At 34.3% G+C, this 25509-nt stretch carries 30 protein-coding genes; 15 read left to right on the forward strand and 15 right to left on the reverse strand.

The window, feature by feature from the left end:
• A complete protein-coding gene (locus EW15_RS00680; protein ID WP_081930450.1) occupies positions 1-792 on the reverse strand; it encodes a phosphoadenylyl-sulfate reductase in 792 nt (263 codons plus the stop codon).
• A gap of 71 nt (positions 793-863) precedes the next feature.
• On the opposite strand from EW15_RS00680, the gene EW15_RS00685 reads away from it, so the two are divergent.
• From EW15_RS00685 to EW15_RS00705, 5 genes are all read left to right on the forward strand, one after another.
• Positions 864-2066 carry an NAD(P)/FAD-dependent oxidoreductase gene (locus tag EW15_RS00685; RefSeq protein ID WP_038650693.1) on the forward strand — a complete coding sequence of 401 codons (1203 nt, stop codon included), beginning with the start codon at positions 864-866 and terminating at the stop codon, positions 2064-2066.
• A gap of 70 nt (positions 2067-2136) precedes the next feature.
• Complete coding sequence (locus tag EW15_RS00690) at positions 2137-3954, forward strand: SLC13 family permease (protein WP_038650695.1); 1818 nt, start codon at positions 2137-2139, stop codon at positions 3952-3954.
• A gap of 103 nt (positions 3955-4057) precedes the next feature.
• The gene (locus tag EW15_RS00695; RefSeq protein ID WP_038650698.1) at positions 4058-5443 is read left to right on the forward strand and encodes a TrkH family potassium uptake protein; all 1386 of its coding nucleotides are present in this window, start codon (positions 4058-4060) and stop codon (positions 5441-5443) included.
• A 12-nt stretch (positions 5444-5455) separates the two neighbouring features.
• Entirely contained in the window at positions 5456-6160 is a 705-nt protein-coding gene (locus tag EW15_RS00700; protein WP_011294081.1) for a TrkA family potassium uptake protein, read from the forward strand.
• A 3-nt stretch (positions 6161-6163) separates the two neighbouring features.
• Positions 6164-7300: an anhydro-N-acetylmuramic acid kinase gene (locus EW15_RS00705; protein ID WP_038650703.1), complete on the forward strand. Its 1137-nt coding sequence runs from the start codon at positions 6164-6166 to the stop codon at positions 7298-7300.
• Positions 7301-7317: 17 nt separating this feature from the next.
• Here EW15_RS00705 and EW15_RS00710 read toward each other — a convergent pair whose 3' ends face one another.
• Complete coding sequence (locus tag EW15_RS00710; RefSeq protein ID WP_038650706.1) at positions 7318-7620, reverse strand: ribbon-helix-helix protein, CopG family; 303 nt, start codon at positions 7618-7620, stop codon at positions 7318-7320.
• Positions 7621-7760: 140 nt separating this feature from the next.
• Here EW15_RS00710 and EW15_RS00715 point away from each other — a divergent pair, with 140 nt between their 5' ends.
• Both EW15_RS00715 and EW15_RS00720 read left to right on the forward strand, forming a co-directional pair.
• Positions 7761-8117, forward strand: a complete 357-nt coding sequence (locus EW15_RS00715; RefSeq protein WP_038650709.1) for a hypothetical protein — start codon at positions 7761-7763, stop codon at positions 8115-8117.
• 33 nt (positions 8118-8150) lie between these two features.
• Complete coding sequence (locus EW15_RS00720) at positions 8151-8381, forward strand: hypothetical protein (protein ID WP_038650712.1); 231 nt, start codon at positions 8151-8153, stop codon at positions 8379-8381.
• Here the strand turns inward: EW15_RS00720 and EW15_RS11000 are convergent, their stop codons facing one another.
• The gene (locus tag EW15_RS11000) at positions 8382-8543 is read right to left on the reverse strand and encodes a hypothetical protein (protein WP_197049690.1); all 162 of its coding nucleotides are present in this window, start codon (positions 8541-8543) and stop codon (positions 8382-8384) included.
• An 86-nt stretch (positions 8544-8629) separates the two neighbouring features.
• Here EW15_RS11000 and EW15_RS00725 point away from each other — a divergent pair, with 86 nt between their 5' ends.
• Complete coding sequence (locus EW15_RS00725) at positions 8630-10342, forward strand: ABC-F family ATP-binding cassette domain-containing protein (RefSeq protein ID WP_038650715.1); 1713 nt, start codon at positions 8630-8632, stop codon at positions 10340-10342.
• A 28-nt stretch (positions 10343-10370) separates the two neighbouring features.
• Here EW15_RS00725 and EW15_RS00730 read toward each other — a convergent pair whose 3' ends face one another.
• Positions 10371-11549, reverse strand: a complete 1179-nt coding sequence (locus tag EW15_RS00730; protein WP_038650718.1) for a trypsin-like peptidase domain-containing protein — start codon at positions 11547-11549, stop codon at positions 10371-10373.
• A gap of 229 nt (positions 11550-11778) precedes the next feature.
• On the opposite strand from EW15_RS00730, the gene EW15_RS00735 reads away from it, so the two are divergent.
• The 5 genes from EW15_RS00735 (at position 11779) to xseB (ending at position 14255) form a co-directional block, all read left to right on the forward strand.
• Positions 11779-12057 carry a DUF2973 domain-containing protein gene (locus EW15_RS00735; RefSeq protein ID WP_038654949.1) on the forward strand — a complete coding sequence of 93 codons (279 nt, stop codon included), beginning with the start codon at positions 11779-11781 and terminating at the stop codon, positions 12055-12057.
• 56 nt (positions 12058-12113) lie between these two features.
• Positions 12114-12497, forward strand: a complete 384-nt coding sequence (locus EW15_RS00740; protein WP_038650721.1) for a hypothetical protein — start codon at positions 12114-12116, stop codon at positions 12495-12497.
• 102 nt (positions 12498-12599) lie between these two features.
• Positions 12600-12746 (forward strand): chlorophyll a/b-binding protein, encoded by a 147-nt coding sequence (locus tag EW15_RS00745; RefSeq protein ID WP_011294091.1) that lies wholly within the window; start codon positions 12600-12602, stop codon positions 12744-12746.
• A gap of 33 nt (positions 12747-12779) precedes the next feature.
• Positions 12780-13940 carry an exodeoxyribonuclease VII large subunit gene (gene xseA, locus EW15_RS00750; RefSeq protein WP_038650725.1) on the forward strand — a complete coding sequence of 387 codons (1161 nt, stop codon included), beginning with the start codon at positions 12780-12782 and terminating at the stop codon, positions 13938-13940.
• A gap of 63 nt (positions 13941-14003) precedes the next feature.
• Positions 14004-14255, forward strand: coding sequence for an exodeoxyribonuclease VII small subunit (xseB, locus tag EW15_RS00755; protein ID WP_038650728.1), 252 nt, complete (start codon positions 14004-14006; stop codon positions 14253-14255).
• A 1-nt stretch (position 14256) separates the two neighbouring features.
• Here the strand turns inward: xseB and EW15_RS00760 are convergent, their stop codons facing one another.
• The 6 genes from EW15_RS00760 to EW15_RS00785 form a co-directional block, all read right to left on the reverse strand.
• Positions 14257-14586 carry a hypothetical protein gene (locus EW15_RS00760; protein ID WP_038650731.1) on the reverse strand — a complete coding sequence of 110 codons (330 nt, stop codon included), beginning with the start codon at positions 14584-14586 and terminating at the stop codon, positions 14257-14259.
• A 62-nt stretch (positions 14587-14648) separates the two neighbouring features.
• Positions 14649-15563 (reverse strand): YihY/virulence factor BrkB family protein, encoded by a 915-nt coding sequence (locus EW15_RS00765; RefSeq protein ID WP_038650734.1) that lies wholly within the window; start codon positions 15561-15563, stop codon positions 14649-14651.
• A 135-nt stretch (positions 15564-15698) separates the two neighbouring features.
• On the reverse strand, positions 15699-16517 hold the full coding sequence (locus tag EW15_RS00770) for an inositol monophosphatase family protein (protein WP_038650737.1): 819 nt from the start codon (positions 16515-16517) through the stop codon (positions 15699-15701).
• 17 nt (positions 16518-16534) lie between these two features.
• Entirely contained in the window at positions 16535-18118 is a 1584-nt protein-coding gene (locus EW15_RS00775; RefSeq protein ID WP_038650740.1) for a TolC family protein, read from the reverse strand.
• Positions 18119-18155: 37 nt separating this feature from the next.
• Positions 18156-19505, reverse strand: a complete 1350-nt coding sequence (locus EW15_RS00780) for a TIGR03279 family radical SAM protein (protein WP_038650743.1) — start codon at positions 19503-19505, stop codon at positions 18156-18158.
• A 117-nt stretch (positions 19506-19622) separates the two neighbouring features.
• A complete protein-coding gene (locus EW15_RS00785) occupies positions 19623-19898 on the reverse strand; it encodes a hypothetical protein (protein WP_225866576.1) in 276 nt (91 codons plus the stop codon).
• On the opposite strand from EW15_RS00785, the gene EW15_RS00790 reads away from it, so the two are divergent.
• Together EW15_RS00790 and nadB are read left to right on the forward strand one after the other, a co-directional pair.
• Positions 19898-20557, forward strand: a complete 660-nt coding sequence (locus tag EW15_RS00790; protein WP_038650747.1) for a DUF3120 domain-containing protein — start codon at positions 19898-19900, stop codon at positions 20555-20557. The two genes, EW15_RS00785 and EW15_RS00790, sit on opposite strands and share 1 nt — an antisense overlap.
• Before the next feature lie 13 nt (positions 20558-20570).
• Positions 20571-22271: an L-aspartate oxidase gene (gene nadB / locus EW15_RS00795; RefSeq protein WP_038650750.1), complete on the forward strand. Its 1701-nt coding sequence runs from the start codon at positions 20571-20573 to the stop codon at positions 22269-22271.
• Here the strand turns inward: nadB and EW15_RS00800 are convergent.
• The 5 genes from EW15_RS00800 to EW15_RS00820 form a co-directional block, all read right to left on the reverse strand.
• Positions 22258-23199 carry a vitamin K epoxide reductase family protein gene (locus EW15_RS00800; protein ID WP_038650753.1) on the reverse strand — a complete coding sequence of 314 codons (942 nt, stop codon included), beginning with the start codon at positions 23197-23199 and terminating at the stop codon, positions 22258-22260. The genes nadB and EW15_RS00800 overlap by 14 nt on opposite strands.
• Before the next feature lie 177 nt (positions 23200-23376).
• Positions 23377-23469, reverse strand: a complete 93-nt coding sequence (petL, locus tag EW15_RS00805; protein ID WP_011294102.1) for a cytochrome b6-f complex subunit PetL — start codon at positions 23467-23469, stop codon at positions 23377-23379.
• A gap of 62 nt (positions 23470-23531) precedes the next feature.
• A complete protein-coding gene (locus EW15_RS00810) occupies positions 23532-23933 on the reverse strand; it encodes a DUF4346 domain-containing protein (RefSeq protein ID WP_038650756.1) in 402 nt (133 codons plus the stop codon).
• An 81-nt stretch (positions 23934-24014) separates the two neighbouring features.
• Positions 24015-24281, reverse strand: a complete 267-nt coding sequence (locus tag EW15_RS00815; protein WP_011294104.1) for a hypothetical protein — start codon at positions 24279-24281, stop codon at positions 24015-24017.
• A gap of 31 nt (positions 24282-24312) precedes the next feature.
• A complete protein-coding gene (locus EW15_RS00820) occupies positions 24313-25494 on the reverse strand; it encodes a GNAT family N-acetyltransferase (protein ID WP_038650759.1) in 1182 nt (393 codons plus the stop codon).
• Positions 25495-25509: the final 15 nt, after the last annotated feature.

Below are 25509 nucleotides of genomic sequence, written 5' to 3' on the forward strand. Positions count from 1 at the left end.
CTATATTCCTTCTCCCAAAAAATTATTTTCATCAACATGAATTCCACACTCTTCACTGACCCCTCCAAATCTAGTTGTTCTTCCTTTGGAATTGTTATTTTCTGCTACGCTTGAATGCCAATCTCCAACAGTAGAATAGCCTTTTTCAAATAAAGGGTGTTGAGGTAAATTATTATTTTCCATGTAATAGAAAATATCTTTCTTAGTCCAGTTTAGGAGTGGTCGTAGAGTTAAACGGTCTCTGATGTAATCAATATGTGACATGGATTCTCTGTTTTTGGTTTGCCCTTTACGAACACCACTAGCCCAACAAAGAGCGTCAAGTTCTGATAAGGCGTTTTCTAAAGGTTCAATTTTTCGTATTTGGTGATATTTATTTAGATCTGTTAGTTCGCCAGTTTCCCAAAGTTTTCCATACAATGCTTCCATCCTGGCTGGTGAGATAGAGCTTTGGACTACGTATAAATCTAATTCGAATAGTTTTGTTAGTTCTTCTGCATAGTTATAAGTTTCTGCAGGTAGATAACCAGTATCTATCCAAATTACCTTTGGTTTTTTTCTAGATTTTAAAGCCACTGTCATATGAAGTAAAACAGCAGATTGGATTCCAAAACTGGTTGTTAAAACAAATTTCTCATCAAATTTCTCATAGGCCCAATGAAGCTGATCTTGAGCAGCAAGTTTTTCAAGATATTTACTTGTTTCATCTACTGATTCCACCAGAAAAGGTTGAGCAAAGTTTGTTGATTCTCTCAAATCACCGGTGTAATTGTCTTGGGATTCTTTCTGCATATTTGAGAATGAAATGCCGAATCGGTCAAAGTTTGTTTAGGGTCTTTTAAATCATCTTAAATCTAGTCCCTATGGACTTGAACAATTTGAAATCTGAACCAATAGTTGTTGTAGGTGGTGGCTTCGGAGGACTGGCTACTGTTCAAGCTTTGTTAGCCAAGTCAGATGGCACTTCAGTGATTTTGATTGATGAAGGCAATAGATTTGTTTTTAAGCCATTGCTTTATGAGTTATTAAGCGGTGAGCTTCAATTATGGGAGGTGGCACCTCAGTATTCTGATTTAGCTTCAGAATTAGGATTTATTTTTTTACAAGAATGTGTAGTTGAGATTGATGAAGAAGCAAAAAAGGTAATCACTTCATCTGAGATTGAAATTACTTATTCTCAACTTGTAATTAGCACTGGAGTGACAACTAATTATTCCTTCCTAGACAATTTACAGGACTATGCTTGTGGCTTTTCTAATTTAAATGATTTTCGAATCATTAAAAATTTAATAATTAAAATAAATAATTCTTCGGAATATACCAATCCTATAGTCATTGCTGGAGCTGGTCCAACCGGTGTTGAGCTTGCATGTAAAATTTCTGATTTAATAAAAGATCGGGTTGAGATATATTTAGTTGATAAAGGAAATAAAATTCTACCTAATTGTAAATCATTTAATAGAGAAAAAGCAATTGAATCAATAGGTAAGAGAAATATTAGAGTTTATTTAGACTATTGTATAAAATCTGTTGGTAAAACTTTTTTAGAACTTTACAGCACTGATAATGAAACAAAAAATTTCATTAAAATTGATTATTCTACTTTATTATGGACTGCAGGATTAAAACCTTCTAAATCAAAATTTTTGGATCATTTTTTGAATGAGAATCAGAAGATTAAAGTAAATGAATTTATGCAAATGGATGAATATAAAAATATTTTTTTCGTTGGAGATATCACATTTTGTGAAAATGCCCCCTTCCCTTCTTCCGCTCAAGTTGCAATGCAGCAAGGTTCTTTAGTGGCTAAAAATATTATTTCTTTAAGGAATGGAAATGAACTTCAACCATTCAAATTCGAAGATCTTGGAGAAATGTTGAGTCTTGGTATTGGTAATGCATCTATTACTGGATATGGAATTACCTTGGCAGGATCACTTGCGTTTGAAATTAGGCGTTTTGCATATTTAATGAGAATGCCAGGGTTTCTTCTATCGTTTAAATCCTCTGGTTCATGGCTATTTAGTAAAAAAATAATTAATCGTTTATTTTCCCAATCTGCTTAGCTCCTTTACGCAGTAGTCTTAAAATTAATACTTGGACAGAGTCAGTTGAAAAGGTTATTAATTTAATAATATGAATGAAATATTAACTGTTTTTGAAAATCCAAAAGCTGTCATAACTTTGGCAGTGTTAATTAGTGCAGTTTGTTTATTCGTAAGTAGTGCTCTAGCTCCTGAACTTACTGGACTTTTGAGTGTTGCATTATTAATGGCAACAGGAGTTCTTTCTCCTCAAAAAGCATTGGCTGGGTTTGGAAGCCCTGCGTTGATTACATTGATGGGCTTATTTGCTGTCTCTGCTGCACTTTTTAAAAGTGGAGCGCTTGATCGTTTAAGAGAGTTAATAGCTTCTGAAAGTATTCGAACTCCGCGTAGGTTAATAGCTTTACTTGGATTGGTTGTTGCTCCTGTTTCAGGCGTTGTTCCTAATACTCCAGTGGTTGCTTCGCTTTTACCAGTTATTGAGGCTTGGTGTGTAAAGCGAAAATTATCTCCTTCTAGAGTTTTGCTGCCACTATCTTTCGCTACAGTTTTAGGTGGCACTTTAACTCTTTTGGGGAGTTCAGTAAATTTGTTAGTGAGCGATATTAGCGATCAACTTGGATATGGTTCTTTTGATCTTTTTACTTTTACTGCAATAGGTATACCTATATGGTTGCTTGGGACAGCATATATGTTGTTAGCCCCTCAATCTCTACTACCTGATAGAGGAAGAATTAGTTCAGAGTACGGAGGTAGTTCGGATCAAACTGGTTATTTTACGGAAGTCACAATACCTTCTGGTTCTGAATTAGTTGGAAATTCCTTGAGGAATAGTCGCTTACAAAGAAGATTTGATGTCGATGTTTTAGAAATACAGCGAGAGAATGAGAAACTTTTACCACCTTTGGCAGATCGAATAATTCAATCTGGAGATCGCTTGTTGATAAGAATTACACGCTCAGATCTTTTGCGTTTAAAACAAGAACATACAGTTCAATTAACTAAAAATTTAAAGACTGAAAAATTCTTTTTTCTATCCAATACTGATGAAGGCCAACAAACTGTAGAGGTCCTTTTGCCAGCTGGCTCAACCTTGGCTGGCGCGAGTTTGCGAGAACTAAGATTTAGGCAAAGGCATAATGCAACTGTTTTAGCTTTAAGACGAGGGCAGCAAACTGTTCAAGAACGATTGGGACAAGCAATTTTAAGAGAGGGGGATGTACTACTTCTCCAAGCACCCAGAGATTCAATTAGAGGATTGCAAGATAGTAATGATCTACTCGTTTTAGATCAATTTGATAATGATCTACCAACTGTTACAAGAAAACCCATAGCAATTGGTATCGCAATTGCTATGTTGATTCTTCCTTCACTTACTGATTTGCCTTTGGTTGCTTCGGTTTTATTGGCAGTAGTTGGAATGGTTTGGGGTGGATGTTTAAGGCCCGCAGAGGTTCAAAGATCAATTCGACTGGATGTCATTCTTTTGCTTGGATCTCTCTCTAGTTTTAGTGTCGCAATGCAAAACACAGGCCTTGCAGATGCTTTTGCGAATATTTTAATTTTTATATTGAAAGACCTATCTACTTATTCCGCTTTGCTAGTAATTTTTCTCTCGACAACAATATTTACTCAATTTGTCAGTAACGCCGCCTCAGTAGCTCTTTTGGCGCCAATTGCTGTTCAATTGGCGCCAAATATGGGTCTACCTCCTTTGGCTTTATTGATAACAGTTCTTTTTGGTGCTAGTCAATCTTTTCTTACTCCTATGGGTTACCAAACAAATCTTATGGTATTTGGACCTGGGCGTTATCAGTTTTTAGATGTCACTAGATACGGCGCTGGGTTGACCATATTGATGACGTTTCTTGTTCCTGGTTTAATTTTGCTAAAGTATGGCATTTCCTAAATATGATGGATATGATTGTTAATTTAGAAAAAAATCCAACGTTTAGATTTGATTTTGATTGTTTAATCTTTTCAGAATTAGTCTCCATTTATTGTCGAAAAAAGTGAGTATTAGGCAAGAAACTTATAGAAGGCTTACGGTCCCACAATTTACAGTGGTAACGGGTTTACTTGTGATTACTTTTGGAACATTATTATTAGCTACACCTTTATGTTCTCATGCAAATATAGGCTTGTGGGAGGCATTTTTCACGGCAACTTCTGCTGTCACAGTTACTGGATTATCTATTATTGATATAGGACTAGATTTAACATTTTTTGGACAAGTAATTTTAGCTATTATGTTATTAACTGGGGGCCTTGGTTTAATGGCTATTACTACATTTTTGCAGGGCTTTATTGTTAGTGGAACAGAATTAAAAACACGTCTTGATAGAGGGAAAACTCTTGATGAATTTGGAGTCGGTGGTGTGGGAAGAACCTTTAGAGGGATTGCAATTACAGCATCTATTCTTATTTGTCTTGGTGCTATTACTTTATATTTTTTTGGTTTCAATAATATAACTAGCTCAAGTGAGAGGATTTGGGTATCAATTTTTCATAGTATATCTGCTTATAATAATGCTGGATTTAGTTTATGGTCTAATAGTTTACAAGATTATAGAAGTAATGGGGTAGTGAATTTTGTTTTAATTACTTTAATTATATTAGGTGGTTTTGGATGGAGGGTAACTAATGATATTTGGATAAATCGTAGATCTTTAAAATTGAGAAATTTAAGTCTTCATACACGTTTAGTAATTAGATCATCTTTTATATTAATTTCTCTGGGATTCTTCGGATTGCTTTTTACTGAATCGTTAGCTAGGGGTAGCTTCTTTTCGTTCATGAATTTCGATAATCGTATTTTAACCGCTTTATTTACTTCAGTTAGTGCGCGAACAGCAGGCTTTACGAATTTACCTATATCAATTGAGAATGTCTCTGACTCTGGTCTTCTATTGATAATGTTTCTTATGTTTATTGGGGCAAGTCCAGGCGGTACTGGAGGAGGAATTAAGACGACGACTATTGCTGCATTAATGGCAGCCACAAGAGCAACTCTACGTGGTCAAAATGAAATTATTATTCGTAATCGTCAGATATCTGACAAAGTAATTCTTAAAGCTGTTGGCATAACTGTTGGTTCATTTTTATTTGTTTTAGTTATGGCTCTATTATTAAGTTTGAGTAATGGATTTAATAGTACAGAGAATTTTTCATTTTTAGAAATGCTTTTCACTTGTATTTCTGCTTTTGCAACTGTAGGTTTTGATCTGGGCGTGACCTCTAAGCTAGGACATGTAGGTCAATTAATTCTTATTATTGGAATGTTTGTTGGCAGATTGGGAATCCTTTTATTCTTGAGCGCTGTGTGGCAAGCTTTTAATAAAAGTAAGCTTCAACATCGCAATCGAATTGGCTATCCGAGGGAGGATCTCTATGTTTAAGGAGGACAAATCATGAGTGATTGGTGGCAATGGTCTCCCATAAAAGCGAACCAAAAACTCGGGTTTGCTGTAGTTGGAATTGGGCGTTTTGGAAGCGCAGTTTGTAGAGAGCTACTGAGAAATGGTGCTGATGTTTTGGCTGTAGATTTCTCAGAGAAGGCAATAGAGGAATTACGTCAACTTGAGCCAACAATTGAAGCGAGGGTGGTTGACTCAACCGATGAAGAGTCTATGAAAGAGGCAGGTGTTCTAGAAATGGGGACTGTAGTAGTAGGCATTAGTGAGCCAATTGAGGCAAGTATTACTACAACTCTTATTGCTAAAGATACAGAGGGGAGTTTAGTGAAGCAGGTTATTGCTAGAGCAACAAGTGATCTGCATGAAAAAATGCTGAAAAGGGTTGGTGCTGATCGGGTTGTATTCCCTTCAAGAATGCAAGGAGAAAGATTGGGTCTTGAATTGGTTAGACCTAATTTGATTGAAAGATTAGAACTCGATGATAAAACCGGCATTGATGAGATTAAAGTGCCTGAGGTGTTTGTAGGACGTTCTTTACGAGATTTGAATCTTAGAAAAAATTATTTTGTCAATGTCTTAGCCGCTGGCCCTGCTCAACTATTAACTGTTAATCCTCCAGCGAAATATATTTTGGAGAAAGATCATGTCCTTGTAGTTATGGGTTCAATGGAAGATCTTCAAAAGCTGCCTCAAACTTAATCTATGCGTGTATTGGGTTTGATGAGTGGTACTAGTGCGGATGGAATAGATGCAGTTTTAGTTGATTTTCAAGGGGATCCTTCACAGCCAAAATGGAAAATTTTAAACACACGCTCTTATGCATATCCTTCATCAACTAGAGAAAAAATAATACAAGTAGGTCAAGGATTAAAAATCAATAGCAAAGATTGGCTCGAGTTGGCTGAGGAAATTACTGAATTAAATGCGTTTGCTGCAAAAACTTGTGACCCTGATTCAACCGCAGAGCTTGTTGGATGTCACGGCCAAACTTTATTTCATAGAAGTGTAAAAAAATCTAAAAGAGGAGGAAGCCTTCAAATTCTTTTAGGACCTTTACTTGCACATCTTTTAGATCAAATTGTTATTTATGATTTTAGATCTAAGGATATTGCTTCAGGTGGTCATGGTGCTCCTTTAGTAGCTTTAGTCGATGAAGCCTTAGTTGGAAGGTTGTATGGATGGAGAGGAATCCTAAACCTTGGTGGCATTGCTAATCTTACAATTATTCCACCTAAAACTGGCATTGATAAAACTTCTGAATGCTTAGGTTGGGATTGTGGACCGGCTAACTCTTTAATTGATTTAGCTATTAAAGAAAGTACAAATTCATCTTTAACTTTTGATAAGGATGGATCATTAGCATCGCTAGGGATTCCTAAATTAGAAATCATTGAAAAGTGGTTGAGGGATCCTTTCTTTCATCTAGAACCTCCACGATCTACAGGTAGAGAACAATTCGGTTTTCAAGATTTACAAAAAAGAAAAAAGGAATTGGGTGATATATCAATAGAAGATTTAATATCAACATTAACTAGATTTACCGCATCAATTATCTCTCAAGATTTAGATAATCTTTTTAAGCTTAAAAAGATACGTTTAATTGAGCTTTTGGTTGCTGGAGGTGGAAGTAAAAATCTATTTTTAATGAGGCAACTACAAAAACAATGTTCTGGTGTTCATGTTCGTCAAATAGATGAAATTGGTATTCCATCACAATACAGAGAGGCACTAGTTTTTGCGACTTTATCTTGGTGGAACTTTTTAGGAAAAAAAGTTAACCCGAAGTACATCACTGGAGCAAATAAACCTATTTTATATGGACTACGAGTTGATCCTTGAGTTGACTGATTTAATAGTTAATTTCTTTTGAATTTTAATCTTTTCGGAATGCCTTTTAATCTTTGTGTTTTTTGTTTTTCTAATGCTTTTATAAAATTTTTTGTTTTAGTTTCTTTTGTTTCTAATTCTTTAGATGCTGAACTTTCTTTCAATTCGTGATACTTGACTCCTTCTTGAATTAAAACTTTTGCCATATTACTCACAGTTCTAGATTCTCTTTCGGCTAATTCTGACAACCTTTCACATAACTCTTCTGGCAGAACTACTTGTATGCGGGGCGATTTTTGCTTCCCGTTAGATGAGTTTTGACGAGTAGCCATGCGTACAAAGAACTACTAAGTAGTAAATAGTGTACACTTGTACGCAAGGGTAGTATCCTTGTGTATGATGCTTACTAATCTGGCTGGTTTTGCCTCATTAACCTTTACTTAAAAATTTTTTGATTTTAAAGGAGTATTTCATGTCTAAGCCATCTCTTCCTCAAACATCCAAAGCTCTTTCTGCGAATGTTGTTGCCGATAAAGGAACTGTAAAACGACAAAGAAGGAAAAGTCGTAGTAACGGTAAGAATGGAGATGTTCTAATTTCCGCTGTTGTGAGTTCTTATTTATTGACTCATTTACATCATGTTTTGCAAAGAGCGGAATATGGGGCTAGCAAAGAAGGAAGATCCTCTCATGCTGCAAACTTTGCTCAACTCCGTAAAGTCCTTTGCATGGATGCTAGAAGCATGAAAGATGCGTCTGCATTAGGTTTGAAGGAAAGTGATTTAGATGCATGCAATGAATCTACTGGTTTAGAGACAAAAGCTGCATAATTGCATATTCTTTAATAACTCGATGTTTTTCTCATGAGCGGCAATGCTGCAGAGCTTTATAAGCTTATTAATGCAGATCCAAATAAAAAACAAGATCTTTTTCGTCAAGCACTTCAAAACCCAAAAGGTGCTATGCAAGCTATATGTGCATTTGGGATTGAAAAGAATTTGCCAGTTACCTCAGAAGAGGTAAAAGAGTATTTGACTACAGTTGATGATTTTGATACAAAACAATGGCTTTTAAAGGCTAGAGGTGGGCTGTAATCAATTTTTGAATGAAGAGTGTATTTCTGCATTTTGACTATTTTCTCTAACTCCTCTTCTTTCATAGCCGCCTCCGCCTGCCATTGTCCAAAAAAACCAATAACTGGGAATTGCAAGTGCTGCAGCTAGAACTAAGGCAGCAATTTGTTCGAGTCTTAACATGGCTTACTTAGGTAATGTAATTTAAATCAGTTAGCATTTTTTTAAAGCTAAATGATTCAAGATAATTCACTTGAGGTCTTATTGAAGTGTTGCGACTAGAGAAGATTTGTAAAATTTATCCCACTGGCGAAGTCTTGAAGGATGTCAGTTGGGAAATCAGAAATGGAGAAAGAATTGGTTTGGTTGGAGTCAATGGAGCAGGTAAATCAACACAATTAAAAATTATTGCTGGATTAGAAGAAGCAACAGATGGAACTTTGATTAGTGAAGGGGATCCATCTATTGCATATTTAAAACAGGAATTTGATGTTGATCTTTCAAGAACTGTTAGAGAAGAGTTATTTGAGGCATTTAAAGAAGCATCTGACTTACTTCGCAATCAAAAAGCAATTCAAGAAAATATGGAATCTGAATTGGCTTCAAAAGATTTAGATTACCTGGATTTATTAATCAAAGAATTAAGCGTGATTCAAAGCAAATTTGAATCAATAAATGGGTATGATTTAGAATCTAAAGTTGAAAAGTTATTACCCACTATTGGTTTTAACCAAAATGAAGCAGACAGGCTAGTCGGAGACTTCTCAGGTGGCTGGCAGATGAGAATAGCTTTAGGAAAAATTCTATTGCAAAGCCCTGATTTATTGTTACTCGATGAACCAACTAATCATTTAGATTTAGAAACGATTGAATGGCTGGAGAACTATTTACTTAATCAGAAAGTTGCCATGGTAATTGTAAGCCATGATAGATCTTTCTTAGACAAAGTTTGTACTAGAATTGTTAATACCGAGAGAGGTCAATCTAAAAGCTATCTTGGAAATTATACGTCATATCTTCAACAGAGAGATTTTGAATTGGATTCAACAAAAGTTGCATATGAGAAACAACAGAAAGATATACAAGTTCAAAAGGCATATATAGAAAGATTTCGAGCAAGTGCTACAAGAAGTACACAAGCTAAAAGCAGGGAAAAGTTATTAGACAAAGTTGAAAAAATAGAAGCTCCTGAAAAAAACTTGAAAGGACCTAATTTTAAATTTTTGAATGCACCCCGAACTGGTAGGGATGTATTAAGTATTAAGGATTTAACCCATAGTTATGAAGATAATATTTTGTTTTTAGGAGCTTTCTTAGAGCTTGAACCTGGAGAAAAAATAGCATTTTTAGGCCCAAATGGCTCTGGTAAATCTACTTTACTGCGACTTATTATGGGTTTAGAAGAACCTGATGAAGGTTCTATTATGATAGGGAAATATAATATTATACCTAGTTATTTCGAACAAAATCAAGCAGAGGCCTTAGAATTAGGAAAAACAGTAATTGAGACAATTTCTCAATCTGTACCGAATTGGACTCAAACAGAAATTCGCTCTTTACTTGGTAGTTTTGGTTTAACTAATGATTCCGTTTTTAAGGAGGTCAGCCAGATAAGTGGAGGAGAGAAGGCAAGACTTGCTTTAGCTTTAATGATTATTAAGCCATCAAATTTGCTTATTCTTGATGAACCGACAAACCATTTAGATATACCTTCAAAGCAAATGCTAGAGCAGGCATTGTCTAATTATGATGGCAGTGCATTAATAGTTTCTCATGATCGATATTTTATTTCAAAAGTTGCAAACAAGATTGTAGAAATAAGAGATGGTCAATTAATTAAATATCAAGGTGATTATAAATACTATAAAGAGAAAAAAATGGAAGAAGCAAAGGAAAAGGAAAAAGAATTACAATTAGCTGAACGTGAAAGAAAAAGGTTGGCTAATCGAGAAAAACAGAGAAAAAAGAAAAAAAATAAATAAAAGTAATTATTACATTAAATTTTTCAACTTATACTTGAAGATCATAAATATCAACTGGTTTGATGATTTTTATAGACTCTATATTCTCTCTAAGTATTTTAATTCTTAATGTCGACTGTAAATTATTTTTATTGATTTTTTTTACGACATCGGCTGGAGTTGAAATTTTTTCATCGTTGATTGAAATTATTAGATCATTTACTTTTAATCCACCTTTTTCAGCAGGACCATTTGGCATCAAATATGTAATAATTGCTCCATTTTCTGTTTGGGAAAGAAAATTACTTTTTTGTTTGATATTGGTTGAAAGTGTTACTCCTATCATGGGATGCTTGGCTCTGCCACTGGTGATTAAATCTTTGGCGATTTTTCTAGCTCTATTTATTGGTATTGCGAAACCTAATCCTGCTCCTGGTCCTGAGCGAACAAGAGTATTAATACCAATCACTTCTCCAGAAGAATTTAATAATGGTCCACCAGAATTACCAGGATTAATAGCTGCGTCAGTTTGAATTAGATCTATTCTTTTGTCGGATATACCTAATTGAGCAACATCTCTGTTGAGATTACTAATTATTCCAAGAGTAACCGTATTTTCAAGTCCAAAAGGGTTTCCAACTGCAATTGCCCAATCACCAACTTTTAAGTTATCGGAGTTTCCTAATTGGGCAGTGGGCCAAGGACCTTTTGCTTTGAGTTTAATAACTGCAAGATCTGTTAAAGAATCTTCTCCCACAACATTTCCAACCACTCTTCTTCCATCTGATAAACCCACTATTAGTTGATCGGTTTTTTCTATTACATGAGCATTTGTCAGTATTAGACCTTCTTTAGAAAAAATCACGCCACTACCTTGCCCTTTTTCAATTCGAGATCGTGGAACTTGAAGGCCTCTTAGACCAAAGAATCGTTCAAGATATCGATCATTCAAGATCCCAGGAGGAAAAACACCTTCACTTGAAGATAAAACCTGACGCTGTGTTTCAATTGTGACCACTGCATCTCCACTGAGATTTAATGCTTGTGAGACGAAAGATTGTTGATTGTGATTTTGTGTGGATAACAGTGAAGCTTCGCTTGAATGAAGAGGAGTTTCATATCGGAAGTTAAAAAAAATAAGAACAATTAAAACAAAAATTTTAAAATACTTTTTTTGGCGTAATTTTAGGGATCCATATAATATGCTGTTTTCATCTAATCCATGCATGGTTTTCGGAAAGGGATTAGTTCTTATTATCAAAATAATTATAGCTAATTTGGAAATTGAAACGCCCTCTAATTTTATTACCCTAGATTTTTACTAAATAACTTTTTTTGAACTTTCTTTCCTCTAGAATAATAATCTGATTTATTCTGTGATTGACAATGAAACTAGAACGACTTCAAAACTTAATCTGAATTAATGCATTCAGTTTTTGATTTATCATTTTTTGCAAATGTTGAGCAATTTTCTACCTTTTGTATATGGCTTTTCAGTTGTTGTTTTGTTGATTTTGGCTGCCAGGATAATGCTAAATGGTTTTTTCTCAGGTCAAGCATCATTTAAGACTCAAGATTCATTTTCAAAGAAAAAAGTCGATGATCGAACAGGTTTGGTTACTGTTCATCCTGAGCTTTTAGATAAAAATGGAAGCATTACTGATGAAGATTTGCTCACAGTTCGTTTTTCTAAGGACACTGATCATCCACAATCATCTGAAAAGCCTTCTGAATAATTTTCATTAGATTTTTTGGGTTTGACATTACATAGTTATCTAAGAGGTTTTTAATTTTGGAACAAAGAACGCGCATAGTCGCTGCAGTCTTGAAAAACATGAAGTTACCTCCAAGGTTTCGTATCAGATTATTAAAGGAAGATCCAGTAAGGCTTGAATTAAGTCTTACTCCAGCTTATGGAAAAGATCCGATTCAAGTTGGGTTGGTAGAGTCCCTTGATTTGGTTGCTAGAAGAGACAGAGAGGGAAGAATGCCTAGAGATTTACAAGGGACATGGGATTGGACTGTAAGACATGGAGAAGTTAGTACTGGTGGATGGAATCCTTATCTAAAAGAAGCTCTGCAAACGATGTTCGAAACGGGATTACCAGCAATTATTTACGAGGAACTAACTGGAGAGGACTATCATCCAGTTGATGGTGCAAGACATGTTAGATAGATATTGAAAACTCTAAAGAATAAATTAATTTCAAGAGTCAAAATATATGTTTTCTCATTTTGAGCTTTTGTTTAGTATTATTGAGTTGATTTCGATTAACAAATGAAAGATAACTTCGAACCTCGTTATGGATTTGTAAATTTTGCTGAGATATGGAATGGACGTTTGGCCATGATGGGTATTTTAATAGGTTTAACAACAGAACTTTTAACAGGGCAAGGAATTTTAACTCAGATGGGAATCGGTTGAAAAACTAATTGTTAGTTTTTTATTTTTAATAGTTTGACTGATCTCAAAAACGCTAGAAAATCTTTAAGTACATATAGTGTTAACGAGTTAAACGAATCTATAGGTTTATTACTAGCAAGAGGCTTTGCACCAAAATTTATACTTAAAGCCACAGTTTCTAAATCGCAAATTAAAAAAGGTCATTTATGGTTAACTTTCACGGACGGGAAAGCAAGTATAGATGGAGTTGCGTGGTCATCAACAATAAAGTCTTTAAAATTTTTACCAAAGCAAGATGATGGTGTTGTCATTGTTGGTAAATTAAATTTCTGGGAATCTAAAGCAAGAGTATCGGTACAAGTTTTTGATATTCGACCAAGTATTTCTACTGTTCTTAAGAAGTTCGAAATAGTCAAATCAAAACTTTTTAAAGAAGGTTTGATAGACGATTCTTTACGAAAAAAATTGCCAAAATACCCCAATTCAATTGGTATTCTTACAAGTGTTCCAAGCTCTGCTTTAGCTGACATGCTTAGAACATCTAAGGAGAGATGGCCATTAACGAAACTGCATATAATTCCTATTCCTGTTCAAGGAAATAATGAAAATAAATTGATATCAATTTTAAGTAAATTAAAAATAAATAAGTTAAAATTAGACGCTTTAATTATAGCTAGAGGAGGAGGCAGCAGAGAAGATTTAATGTTGTTCGATAGTGAAATCATAGCCAGAGAAATCGCAACATTATCAATACCAGTAATTACAGGAATAGGTCATGAAGATGATTTAACTGTTTCTGATCTTGTTGCAGACCATAGATCTGCTACTCCAACTGCTGCTATTGTTGATCTTTTACCATCAAGAGAAATTGAAAAAAATAAGTTTTTGCAAAATAAAAAAATACTTAAAGATTATTTGAAATTGTTTTTTCAGAATACCAAGAAATCATTAATTACAAAGAAATCTTTTTTTAAATCTCATTCTCCTCGTCTATTAATTAAAAATAAAAGAACAAGAATAAATTATATGTACGATATTTTGAATGCACTTTCTCCAAGAAAATTGTTAAAAAGAGGTTTTGCTCTAATTACTAACGAGTCAGGTGATTCGATGTATAGTATCAAAAATGTTAAGGAAAATGATAAGTTAATAGTTCAATTTTTTGATGGAAAAATTACTGTTGAGGTTGATACTATTGATTATGATCAAATATAAATTCATCGAATCAAATTTGTTATTATGTCAATTGCAGATTAATTCATCCCAAATCATTTACTAATGTCTAACAAAGCTACTAACAAAAAAAATATTGAGATTTTTAAGAAAGATATTAATAGATTAAGTTACGAAGAATCTATATCCGAACTGGAAACTATCTTAAATAATGTACAAGATGAAAATATTTCACTGGATGAAATACAGATTAATTATATTAAAGGTCATCTACTTCTTAAACATTGCGAAGAGCTCTTGCACTGTTGTGAACAAGAAATTAATGAAATCAATCCAGAATTTTTAGAATTAGATTAATTTATAAATCTAACTTTTCGGATTTTATGTCAATTGTTGCGGCACTTGCTGGAATGTTTTCTAGAATATCTGCGTTTTTTGTTATGGTTTTTCCACATATTGGACAAATCGTCTGATTATTTAGAAAGGTTGAGCCACAAGCTTCACAGGTTTGTACTTTTGATTGGATTCTTTTCCATGTAAACCATCCAATTCCTCCTAAGATTAATGGTATTATTGTAATAATAAGGAATATTCCACCTGCTAAATCAATAATAAATTTCCCAGCTGGTGTAGGTAAAATAATAATTAAAATAAATACCATCCAAATCAATGAAGATGGCTTATTCATAAGTAATTTAGAGATTTATTTAAATATTATAATTTAAATTTAGATGCTTGTTTCAATGATGTTTAAACGTATCGTTTACGACGCATGCTTGCAATGACAACACTCCAACATTGACCAAAATAAATAATTACTCCTACCATCCAAACCCAAAGAGTTAATACTAGTACTCCGCCAATGAATCCATAAGCTTGAAATCTTGATCCCAACGAAAGGATACTTCTACTAACTGCCAAATTTAGAATTGTTAGCAAAGTTCCAATCATCAAAGCTCCTGGTATTAGTGGTTTTAAAGGTACTCTTCTACTTGGGAGTAAACCTTGTAAAAGTAGTGCCATGGTTGAAAAACCTATTAGAGGAAGTATAAATTGACCTACTTGAAGTACAGGTATTTTTGTAATTGCATTTTCAATCCAAGGGGTTGTGTTGGCTAAGTCTTCCAAAACTGCTTCGGGAATCAGACGAATATTTGCACTGATTTGATCGATAACCATCAAAATCCCAACTAAAAGAACGACAAAAAAAGCTTCAATACGATTTCTGATAAATCGAAACGCTTGAATTTTTAATGGATCCGGCTTTGATTTAACTGGTAGTACGTCTTCCCATAATCGATCGGCTCCTCTTTGTAATGTTAGATATGCATTGCCAGCAGTGATCATTAAAAACATTGCCCCAAGAATTCCTGCTCCAAAACCCTGATTAATTAATTGTTCTAAAGTTGAAGAGACCAAAGCTATTACTTCAGACGGTAAAACTTCAGCAGTTAATTCAATTATTCTTTGCTCTATACCTTGCTGTTTTCCTAAAAACCATGATGCAACTGATAGGGAGATTAGTAATATTGGAAAGAAGGACTGAAGAGTGTAGTAAGCAAATGCTGCGCTTAAATCGACGCAATCACACTTAGACCATCTTTCATAAGCTCTCCAGAGACTGCTAAAAAACCATCTTGCTTTTTTATTCCAGTTCAGGCCCACTTTATTTATAAAGCATTTGTTATCACGCTAACTCCTAAGGAGAAGATTTTTCTTAGTTGAATCAGTAGATTTAAAATCATAAATTTTTTAATGAAGCTAATTTTATTTAATGAAAAAAACAAAGCACAAAGTGAATTAACTATCATGAATCAAGGCGGTAGCCCATGGCAGCATGTTGTTTAATTGATCTTCAGAGGATGCTGTTAGTAATGGAAAATTCACAGAAGTAAGATCTGTACCAGAGAGAATATCTTTTGGATTAGTTTCCAACCAGTTGATAAGACAATTAAGTTCCTCGAGTATTAGCCATGCAGCTGCAATATCCCATATTTTTGGTGTTGCCTCTAAAGCAGCAATTGTTTGACCTATGGCAACACTAGTCATATTTAAACTGGATACCCCAAGTAGTCTTATTTTTCCTGGAAAAGGCTGCTCTGGTTTCATTTGTAAAACTTTAATTGAGCGGCTACAAAGAGAAATGCAGTCACTATTTTTTTTGAAACGTGATTCAGGCTTAAGTGGCTTGTCATTTAGCCAAACTCCTTTTCCTTTTATGGCGAAAATTCTTTTTCTCAGGGCTGGTATGTCCAGGAAGGCTGTCTCAGGTTCACCATTTGTGAAACGTGCTATTGATATAGCCCAGTAAGGAATGCCTGCTGCAAAATTAGTTGTGCCATCGAGTGGGTCAACCACCCAATATTCACTGGAGCTAGGAATTGACTTCTTACCTTCTTCACTCAGAACGCCTTCTCCTGGAGCAATTTTTGATAACCCTTGAACTATTGTTTTATCACTCCACCTATCACATTCTGTAATAAGTGTTCCATCAGCTTTTATATCAGAGTTGATTTGTCCAAAATCTTGAAGTTGACGTGTTCCAACTTCATCAACTAAATGATGAATTGATATAAGTTGAGCTTTGCTCAGAGGTTTAGATATTGGGTTTTGATTCATTTTTATTTAGTTAGAAGCTATAGCTGACATAAAGGAATTAAATTCGATTCATAGAGGTTTGATTCGCTGTCTATGTCGCTTTGATTTTGTTGATTGACTTTGATATCACATGGCTTGATGTTATCTAAACCTGTTTGTCTACTTAAATCAGCTAATAAAGTGTTGTAGCTAGTTACCGAAATAATATAACGAACCTCGGAATCAGTTAAATCTCTTTGGTTATTTACAACTTCTCGTTGTGTAGTAATACCTGATTTGTATCTAAGCTTGGCAAGTCTTAGAGACTCTCTCGCAGATAAAACTTCTGTATATGAAGCAGAAATGTTTAGTTTGGCCGACTCTAGTTTGAAGAATAATTCTTCAACTTCTTTTCTGATTTGAGCTCTTCTTGCAGCAAAATCCAGTTTTGCTTCTTTTGCTTTACTTTTATTGTAATTATACAAAGATCTTGAATTGCCTCCATCAAAAATAAACCATGATGCATTTAGCCCAATGGTGTTGGAGAAATTGGAAGATTTATTATTGGTGTTTGGGGATATCTGATTTAACTCACCTTTTGCAAACGAAGAGGTCGATGTATTTACGATGCTTAATTTTGGTTTGCTAGCAGCTAGTGCAGCATTGGCATTGTTATTATTAATTGATATATCCAAGAGAATACTTTCAAGTTCTTCTCGTGAATTATAAGCAGCTATAATACTTTCTTCTAACGATAAATCCCATATACCTGTAACTTGAGTTTTTGAACCAATCAACGGCGTTACATCTTCTGGAAAATTCAGTATCTCAGCAAGAGATCTTTGACCAATTTTTTGATCTCCGAATTTAATATTAAATAATTGCTGATCTCTAGCTAATTGTGTTTTCGCCTCTAGAACTTCTAATTTTGTACCAATTCCTGATTCAAATCTAATTTCGGCGTCTTTTAAACCAAGAGTTGATGATTCAATTGATTTCTTTGCTACCTCTATTTCTTCATTGGCTTTTTGCAAATTGAAGTAACGTTTTTTTGCCTCTAATTTTAAGTCTCTTAAAACTATTGAATAGGAATATTTTGACTTTTCCAAACTATCTCTAGCTGAAGCTATCTCTGGGACTCTCGCAGGATTAATTAAATCCCATTTGATTTGAGCTGAGATAGATGAACTCCATTGTTTACTTGAAGTGTCTGGTATTAAATTTGATTCATTATAATTATTAGATTCAAAATATTGAGGAATGCCATTAGCTGTTAGGTTTAATGTTGGGTACCAGGATGATAATGAACTTCTTAATATTGATTTAGCTTGGTCAACTTTTTCTAAGTAGATTTTAATTGTTCGGTTATTATTTATAAGTATATTTTCTAACTGATCAAGCTTAACTTTTTGATAAGTTTTTACTAATACTTCGCGCGATCTAGAGGGTAAAAAAAGATCTTCAGGCGAATTTAATTCATATAAGACTCCTTGTTGTTTTTGACTTTGACTTAGGCTTTTCCTTGAGTCTCCTTTTACCTTTATATTTGAAGTTATTTTTTGCGAACTTGTAGCCCACAAAGGATTTAGCCCAGATATAAATAAACCTGCAACAATTAGAAACTTTCTCTTCACTCTCCTCATAGTTATAAGAAAAACTGAGATGGATTTGGTAAAGCAATTATGCTTTACCAAGTGCTTTGTTCACGATGTCTTGTGCATCATGGACAATTCTTACAGATACATTAAGTGACAAAGAGAGCTCTTGAAGTGTCATGTCATCAAGAAAGATTTTTTCACCTTGCCTTAGCATGACAGATGGTATAAGTAATTCATCGCCTAATTCCTTGCCTCGCAGTCCTTTTATGAGGTCTTGGCCTGTGAGTAGGCCAGTAACTATTTGTTCTTGCCCCCAATAAGGACTTGGAAGCCCATAAAGATGGAGTGCGAAATTATTTATTTTATTTATTCGCTTGCAAGGCTTCTGTAATTCATTTTCAACAAGTTTGCCAACAACCCAGCTGCAGGTTTTCTTTTGATCAAGTTTGGTTGGCAGATCTCTTGTGGCTTCATCCATTGCTCTAAGAAAACTGCGAATACTTCCTACTCCATTCTCTTTTTGAGGTAAATCTTCGTAAGAATTAAGAGTGGGTAAAGCCTTCTTCGCTATTAAATACCATTCGTCAGATAACCAAGCAAAACGGGACCCTGTTGATTTATAAAATATTCTTTGCATTGGCTCAACTTGATTGATTACTTTTGTCGCACAATCAGGATCCACGGGTATCAGCCCGTCATTACTGGGTCGAAACCTTGTTAGTCCAACTGGAACTACAGCTGCTGAGAGGACTACGGGGAAATCTCCTTGCGCAAAACTATATAGATCATTGATGGTTCGTTCTAAAGCTTTTCCATCATTTATTTCAGGGCAAACAACAATTTGAGCATGAATTTGTATTCTTTTTTTTGAGAACCAAGCTAACTGATTAAAAAGGTCAATAGCTTTAGGATTTCTTAGTAATTTCGACCTTAAAGAAGGTTCTGTTGCATGCACTGATACAAATAAAGGAGTGAGTCTTTGTTGATCAATTCTCTCCCAGTCTTTTTCGGAAAGATTTGTAAGTGTTAAGTAAGAACCATATAAAAAACTTAGCCTGTAGTCATCATCTTTTAGGTATAGGCTTTTTCTTTTCCCTGGGGGTTGTTGGTCAATAAAACAAAATGGACATTGATTATTGCATTGTTTTAATCCATCAAATAAAGCTTCAGTAAAAGCAAGTCCTAACTCATCGTCGTAATCTTTTTCAATGTCAATTGTATGTTGGTTATCTTTTTCATCTAATATTATTAGTTGAATATTTTCTTCAGCCATAAGAAATTTGTAATCAATAAGATCTCTTGGCTTTACACCATTAATACTAATTAATCGATCTCCAACTTCAAATCCAAGCTCCTCGCCTATAGAACCTTCTTCGATGGAGGCAACAACAGCAGGTTTAATTTTGTTTTGAGTTATCTTTAATGTGCTCATTTAGGCTCCTAAACAAGAAAATGAATTTTTTATACTTCTCGGGTGGTTTGAAAAAATTAAATTGATCTTGAAGAATCATTTATTTTTTAATATTAGTAAATTTTCAACAAAAAGTAATTAAAAAGATTTTTTTGAATCATCTTTTTTTATGAGTATTTTTAAAACTTGACCTTGAAAAGCATTGTAATCATGGCAATTAAGCAATTTTAAAGATTTTTTTTTAAACTTTATTATTTGTATTCCGAAGACTGTTTGGTATGGGTATCTACTTGAATGTAAATTCATAGAAGGTTGAGCTGAAAACCAACTCAGTTTTATTAATTCTGATTTACTCAAACAATCCCACCAATCCCATAAATCAAGAGACGTCCTACCTGTCAAAGCCAAGGACATTGCAATTTTGGGCTAGCACAATGGTTGTCCTGCCGGTTTTTGTTCAGGCTCCATGGGTTCATGTGTTCCCTTTCTCAGCTTTTTTATTTAGTTTCATAATTTTTTTTCTTGGATTTTATTTACTTAAATTTTGTAGTAATAGATGGTCCTCTATTGGTTCGCTATTGGTTGGTGTGAGTTGGAGCTGGTTAGGAGGATGTCTTTTTTGGGGATGGTTAAGAGCTCATCCTGTGTGGCATTTGCCTGTTGAGTCAATAGCTTTACCAATAGCAGTAAGCCTCTTACAGACTCAATGGAAAATCGGGGCCAGTTTTTATTTGGCATCTCTATTAGGAACTGCTTTTACTGACGTAATGATTGTTTTAACTGGTGTCATGAAGGCTTGGCCTGAAGTTGTAGATGCGCCTTTTTCAGAAGCTTCCAAAATGTTGAGTTTCACTGCAGAACAATTATTAGAACCTTTTTCATTATTTGCCATTTTAATAGCGGCACTTTTAATAATTTTGATAGCAAACTGGATGCATCAAAAATCAAAAAGTGAGCCTTTGTCTTCTGATGCTTGGCTTGTATCAAGTTCAGCTTTGACAACAACCTTGTGGGTTGATGGCTTATTTTTTGCGACCACATTGATTCAGCCTCAATTAAGTGGATTGATCTGAAAACTAATCTTTTATGGATTTAAATACTGGGTTTAATAAAAATGATATTTACTCAACTAATTGGGATGTAATTGTTATTGGAGCAGGAGCTGCAGGTTTGATGTCATCTCTTGAATTGCCATCAAATCTGAAAATTTTACTTTTAAACCGCAATACCAGTAAGCGTTCTTCCAGTAGATGGGCACAAGGAGGAATGGCTGCTGTTACTCGAATTGAAGATAGCGAGGATATTCATGCTAATGACACAATCAAAGCTGGGGCAGGCCTTTGTGATTCAGAAGCAGTTCAGATGTTTGTTCATAGTGCTCCGAGATTGGTAGATAGACTTTTGAAACTAGGAATGGAATTTGATAGAACCTCTGGAAAATTATCTACAACTCTTGAAGCTGCTCACACTCATAGAAGAGTACTTCACGTAAAAGATAGAACTGGCAAGGCATTGGTTGATGTCCTTAATGAGCAAGTTGATCAAAGAAGTAATGTTCTGCATCAAAGAGGAATAAGAGTTACTCAGATTTGGGTTGAAAAAGGAAAATGTGGTGGGGTACAAGTTCTAGATGGACCAGCTTTGCGTTGGATCCAAGCAAAGGCAGTTGTTTTAGCTACTGGCGGCGGAGGCCATTTATTTGCCAATACTACAAATCCAACTCAAGCAGCAGGTGAGGGAATTGCTCTAGCGTGGAAAGCTGGGGCTTGCATAGAAGATCTCGAATTTTTTCAGTTTCACCCAACTGCTCTGAAATTGGATAATGCGCCTTCGTTTTTGATTTCTGAAGCGGTAAGAGGAGAGGGTGCAGTTTTAGTGGATTCATTCGGCGAGAGTCCCGTAGCTCATCTTGAAGGGAAAGATCTTGCATCAAGAGATCAAGTCAGCAGGGCATTGTTTCAAGCGATGCAAAAGCAAAAAGTTGATCACATTGGTCTTGATGTTAAATCCATTTCTGTTGAGGATGTAGAAGCGCGCTTTCCGTCAATTTTCCAAAGGTGCAGAGAGCTTGGCTTAGAACCTTTAAAAGAAGCAATCCCCGTGGCTCCCTCTGCCCATTATTGGATGGGTGGTGTCGCTACAAACTTGAAAGCACAAACAAATGTCAAAGGACTTTTCGCGATTGGTGAGGTGGCATGTACTGGCCTGCATGGTGCCAACAGACTTGCAAGTAATTCATTAATGGAATGTTTGGTCTTTGCAAATCAAATGAGAAATATTGAATTAACTGATTTTATAACTTCCGATATTTCAGGAAATAATTTAAGTTTTAACAAATCAGATCTTCGCTTTTCTAAGGAGCAAGGAACTAGTTATTTATCAAAAGAAATTGAAAAACTTAGACAATTATGCTGGCGTGAAGCTGGAGTTGATCGATCACGAAAAGGAATGAATTCTGCTCTTGTAAAAGTTAAACAAGATTATCAAAATCTTTTAAACGAGCCCTTATTAAATTTGGTTTTTTCTCAGTCAAAATATGAAATTCATGAATTCGAGGAACTTGCTAGGAGAGACCTTAATTTGCTACTTGATTTGAGTAATCGACAAATGTCAAGTTTGCTTATGTTGGAAGCTTGTTTGTTTCGTGAAGAAAGTAGAGGAGGCCATTTTAGAGATGATTTCCCTACCTCAGTTCCTTTTTGGCAATGTCATACTAGACAAATGAAGGGAAAGAACATTCATACAAGACCCATTGTCGATAAAGCTGGCTTCCCTAAAAATCATTAGATTCTTTGTAATTGGTAAGGTCAGCTAATTCTTCTAGGCTTTTCACTCCTGAATCAATTGAGCCATTAATTTCCCACGAGGGGAAACCAGTTATCCCTTTAGCTTCACAAAGTTCTCTTTTATTGTTAAAACCATCTTTTGCACACTCAACTAAATTTAATTTTTCTGCAGCTTCTTTCCCGAACATTTCTTTTTGATCATGACAATGTGGACACCAATATGCGTTATACATGACTGCTCCTTCTTTTGTTAAATGTTCAGCGAGTTTTATTTTGTCAGGAGAACTTATAGCTATTACCGCAGGTGGCATGCCTGAAATATTATTTGAAACTTCCTTGATAGCAGGATCAACTGATGATGACCATATTAGCCCTGCTAAAAGAACTGCTACTGACATAAGAAAACCTCTAAAAAATAATTTACCATAATCTTCCCAACTGCCTCCAATTATATTTAATAATAGGACTGAAAGTGATATAAGAAAAGAAAGAAGACAGAAAAAACAGAAAGCTTTAATTTTGAATATCATTACTGATATTAAAATTAAGCTGAAAATAAAAGTAGATGTAGATATATAAAAAGATCCCCACCATGCAACTTTTGAGATATTATTTTTTTGGTTTTTGAGAATAGGTATTAATGGGAATATTGCCATTAGTAATATTAATAAATAACTAATTAAACCTATTAATGATAATGGAATAGAGAAATTATTTGTTTGAAAGAAAGTCCCCCAAGGGCTATTTAAAACTTTATCGCAGCCTCCTAATCCACCTGGACAGTTTAAATTTCCTATAATCCCCCATTTATTTAGTGTTATAGATCCTGTATCTATAACACCAACTGTTGATAATATAGCTATTGCAACTCTCGCCCATTTGGAACCTAGATCTTGGCGTCTACGACTCTTTAGTCTTGAAGGTCCCATGCAGGTGGATTTTTAATAATTGAATATTCTTTTATTCTAATGAAGAATTCCTTTTAAGTCTGAATAATTTAAATCAATTCTAATGTTCTTTATATTTTCAGAACCATACATATCTGACTGAGTATTAAATATAAACCTCTTTAACTAATCCAATACTAGTAATAGTGATTAATTTATTCAGATTAATTTGATAGCTTTAAGGGCTTTTTGAATCAAGAATGCTGCAGAAAGGCCTGCTCCAACAAAAACTAAGTAAAAAAGAATTCCCATTTGATTTAAATTTCTCCACTAATAATAGAACATCAGTGCTTTATCGTTTGAATTTATTAATTTTAATCTTGAATATATTGTTTACCAGTGATCAGGCATTGCTCTGCTCGCTGTAGTTCACGACCAATGTAAATCGCATGATCTAAATGACTGATGGGGAATGAACCATTACCCTCGGAGATTTGAATACCTAATTGCTTGGCACTCTTCCCTCTATAAATATTGTTTGGTTGATTGCTACTTTTTGTTTTACACCCAATTGGTTCTCCAGACTTTGGATCAATAGCGCGACCTTTTTGATCGATATCATTTAAATAATGTTCAAGTATTAACTCATTCGTTTTGGGTTCAATTTTTATTAAGAAATAACCTTTTGGGTCAAGCTCTATTTGCCGCTTGGATAATTTAGCGTCTATAAGCTTTATTGAGTTAATTAAGTCTGCTTGAAGATCTAGATTGTTCATTTCTTTAATTTACAAATTAAAAAGAAGATACACAAGTCACTTATTCTGTAGTCATTAAATTTTTAGATTTCCTGCAACAAATTATCCTGAAATAAAACTTTTTAAGATTAAAAATATAAGCAGGTTAATAAAAATAAAAGATAAATAAACTATACCTGGATTTTTCAGGCCTGCTGGTGCTGTTAGTTCATAGCCAAAAAGAGTAATAACACCTTGAGTCCCTTTATCTTTATAACTAAAAATCCCTTGAGCAAAGAAAGGTTTTTCTTCATTAGAATCGACTGTATCTTTCTCGGTGGAAAGTGACTTATTGGTCTCAGGAGAATCTAGTAAATTGTTATCTGTCATTGAGATTCAGTCTTTAATTTGTCTGAAGTTACTATGTATTTGATAGTTTTGGCTCTTCAAACTTAAAAGGTACTTCATTATTTGTAGCGTTTATTTGATCAAGCATTAACTTATTTGCTCTTGGTAGCCATTCTCTAATTAATGAATCCATAGGTAAGTTGTACCATCTATGAAGACTTGCATTGGGTTTAGCAATAAAACCTCTTCGTTTTTTGTGACTACCTCCTGCTCCAGGGTCAAAATATTTTATTTTATTTGCTATTGCCCACTCAATCGGGGAGTAATAACAAGCTTCAAAATGTAAATTATCTATATTTTTTTCTGCACCCCAATATCGTCCCCAAAGCATATTTTCGTTTTTCACGCATAAGGACATTCCAATTGTTTTATCAATTCCTTCTTCTTTTGCGTCAAATAAAACAATATTTTCTTTGAGTTCTGTTGATCTAAGTTCAGTGAAAAATGATTCCGTGAGGTATTTACTTCCCCATACTCCCCATCTTGAACAATGAAGCTGATAAAAATAATGCATTTTTTTTAAATTGATTACATTTATTTGAGACCCACTAAGAGCTTCAACTTTTACTCCACACTTTCTTATGCTTTCTCTTTCTCTCTTAATATTTCTACGTTGATTGGAATTGAATTTTTGTAAAAAATCAGAAAAACTTTTTTCTTCATTCAATGTCAACAGACTTTGTTGGTTGACCCACTTAGCGCAATTTAGAGATTCAGCTACATTCATCCATTTAGGATCTACATACAAAAAATTACAACTAAGAATTCCATTTTGTTTGGCAAAACTATCAATTTCAGAGATTAATATTTGTGTGAGGTCTCTATCATTAACTCCTTCTGCAAAAAGAAAGCGATAACCTTCTATTGGACTTAATGGACTCATTCCTATTAGCTTGGGATAATATTGAAGTCCCATATCTTGAGCTAGTTGAACAAAGGCATTATCAAAAATAAATTCTCCATAACTATGAGATTTAAGATAGAGAGGTGCACATGCAATTAAATCATTTTCACTCCACGCAGAGAGAAATAATGGTTGCCATCCATATTTTCTACTAACACTGTTTGATCTTTCTAATGCATTCAACCAATCCCATTTATAAAAAGGAGTTGAATTTCCTTTTAAGAAATTATTCCAAATAATTTTCGGAATTTCTTGGATTGTGGCATGCCATTTGATTTTTATATTGTTCATTTATTTTATACTCAA

It is taken from the genome of Prochlorococcus sp. MIT 0801 (assembly GCF_000757865.1).
Taxonomy (GTDB): Bacteria; Cyanobacteriota; Cyanobacteriia; order PCC-6307; family Cyanobiaceae; genus Prochlorococcus_B.

Coding starts and splice junctions, on each gene's coding strand:
- EW15_RS00680 (WP_081930450.1), bottom strand. CDS start 792: ATGCAGAAAGAATCCCAAGACAATTACACCGGTGATTTGAGAGAATCA.
- EW15_RS00685 (WP_038650693.1), top strand. CDS start 864: ATGGACTTGAACAATTTGAAATCTGAACCAATAGTTGTTGTAGGTGGT.
- EW15_RS00690 (WP_038650695.1), top strand. CDS start 2,137: ATGAATGAAATATTAACTGTTTTTGAAAATCCAAAAGCTGTCATAACT.
- EW15_RS00700 (WP_011294081.1), top strand. CDS start 5,456: ATGAGTGATTGGTGGCAATGGTCTCCCATAAAAGCGAACCAAAAACTC.
- EW15_RS00705 (WP_038650703.1), top strand. CDS start 6,164: ATGCGTGTATTGGGTTTGATGAGTGGTACTAGTGCGGATGGAATAGAT.
- EW15_RS00710 (WP_038650706.1), bottom strand. CDS start 7,620: ATGGCTACTCGTCAAAACTCATCTAACGGGAAGCAAAAATCGCCCCGC.
- EW15_RS00715 (WP_038650709.1), top strand. CDS start 7,761: ATGTCTAAGCCATCTCTTCCTCAAACATCCAAAGCTCTTTCTGCGAAT.
- EW15_RS00720 (WP_038650712.1), top strand. CDS start 8,151: ATGAGCGGCAATGCTGCAGAGCTTTATAAGCTTATTAATGCAGATCCA.
- EW15_RS11000 (WP_197049690.1), bottom strand. CDS start 8,543: ATGTTAAGACTCGAACAAATTGCTGCCTTAGTTCTAGCTGCAGCACTT.
- EW15_RS00730 (WP_038650718.1), bottom strand. CDS start 11,549: ATGCATGGATTAGATGAAAACAGCATATTATATGGATCCCTAAAATTA.
- EW15_RS00735 (WP_038654949.1), top strand. CDS start 11,779: ATGTTGAGCAATTTTCTACCTTTTGTATATGGCTTTTCAGTTGTTGTT.
- EW15_RS00745 (WP_011294091.1), top strand. CDS start 12,600: ATGAAAGATAACTTCGAACCTCGTTATGGATTTGTAAATTTTGCTGAG.
- xseB (WP_038650728.1), top strand. CDS start 14,004: ATGTCTAACAAAGCTACTAACAAAAAAAATATTGAGATTTTTAAGAAA.
- EW15_RS00760 (WP_038650731.1), bottom strand. CDS start 14,586: ATGAATAAGCCATCTTCATTGATTTGGATGGTATTTATTTTAATTATT.
- EW15_RS00770 (WP_038650737.1), bottom strand. CDS start 16,517: ATGAATCAAAACCCAATATCTAAACCTCTGAGCAAAGCTCAACTTATA.
- EW15_RS00775 (WP_038650740.1), bottom strand. CDS start 18,118: ATGAGGAGAGTGAAGAGAAAGTTTCTAATTGTTGCAGGTTTATTTATA.
- EW15_RS00780 (WP_038650743.1), bottom strand. CDS start 19,505: ATGAGCACATTAAAGATAACTCAAAACAAAATTAAACCTGCTGTTGTT.
- EW15_RS00785 (WP_225866576.1), bottom strand. CDS start 19,898: ATGTCCTTGGCTTTGACAGGTAGGACGTCTCTTGATTTATGGGATTGG.
- nadB (WP_038650750.1), top strand. CDS start 20,571: ATGGATTTAAATACTGGGTTTAATAAAAATGATATTTACTCAACTAAT.
- EW15_RS00800 (WP_038650753.1), bottom strand. CDS start 23,199: ATGGGACCTTCAAGACTAAAGAGTCGTAGACGCCAAGATCTAGGTTCC.
- petL (WP_011294102.1), bottom strand. CDS start 23,469: ATGGGAATTCTTTTTTACTTAGTTTTTGTTGGAGCAGGCCTTTCTGCA.
- EW15_RS00810 (WP_038650756.1), bottom strand. CDS start 23,933: ATGAACAATCTAGATCTTCAAGCAGACTTAATTAACTCAATAAAGCTT.
- EW15_RS00815 (WP_011294104.1), bottom strand. CDS start 24,281: ATGACAGATAACAATTTACTAGATTCTCCTGAGACCAATAAGTCACTT.
- EW15_RS00820 (WP_038650759.1), bottom strand. CDS start 25,494: ATGAACAATATAAAAATCAAATGGCATGCCACAATCCAAGAAATTCCG.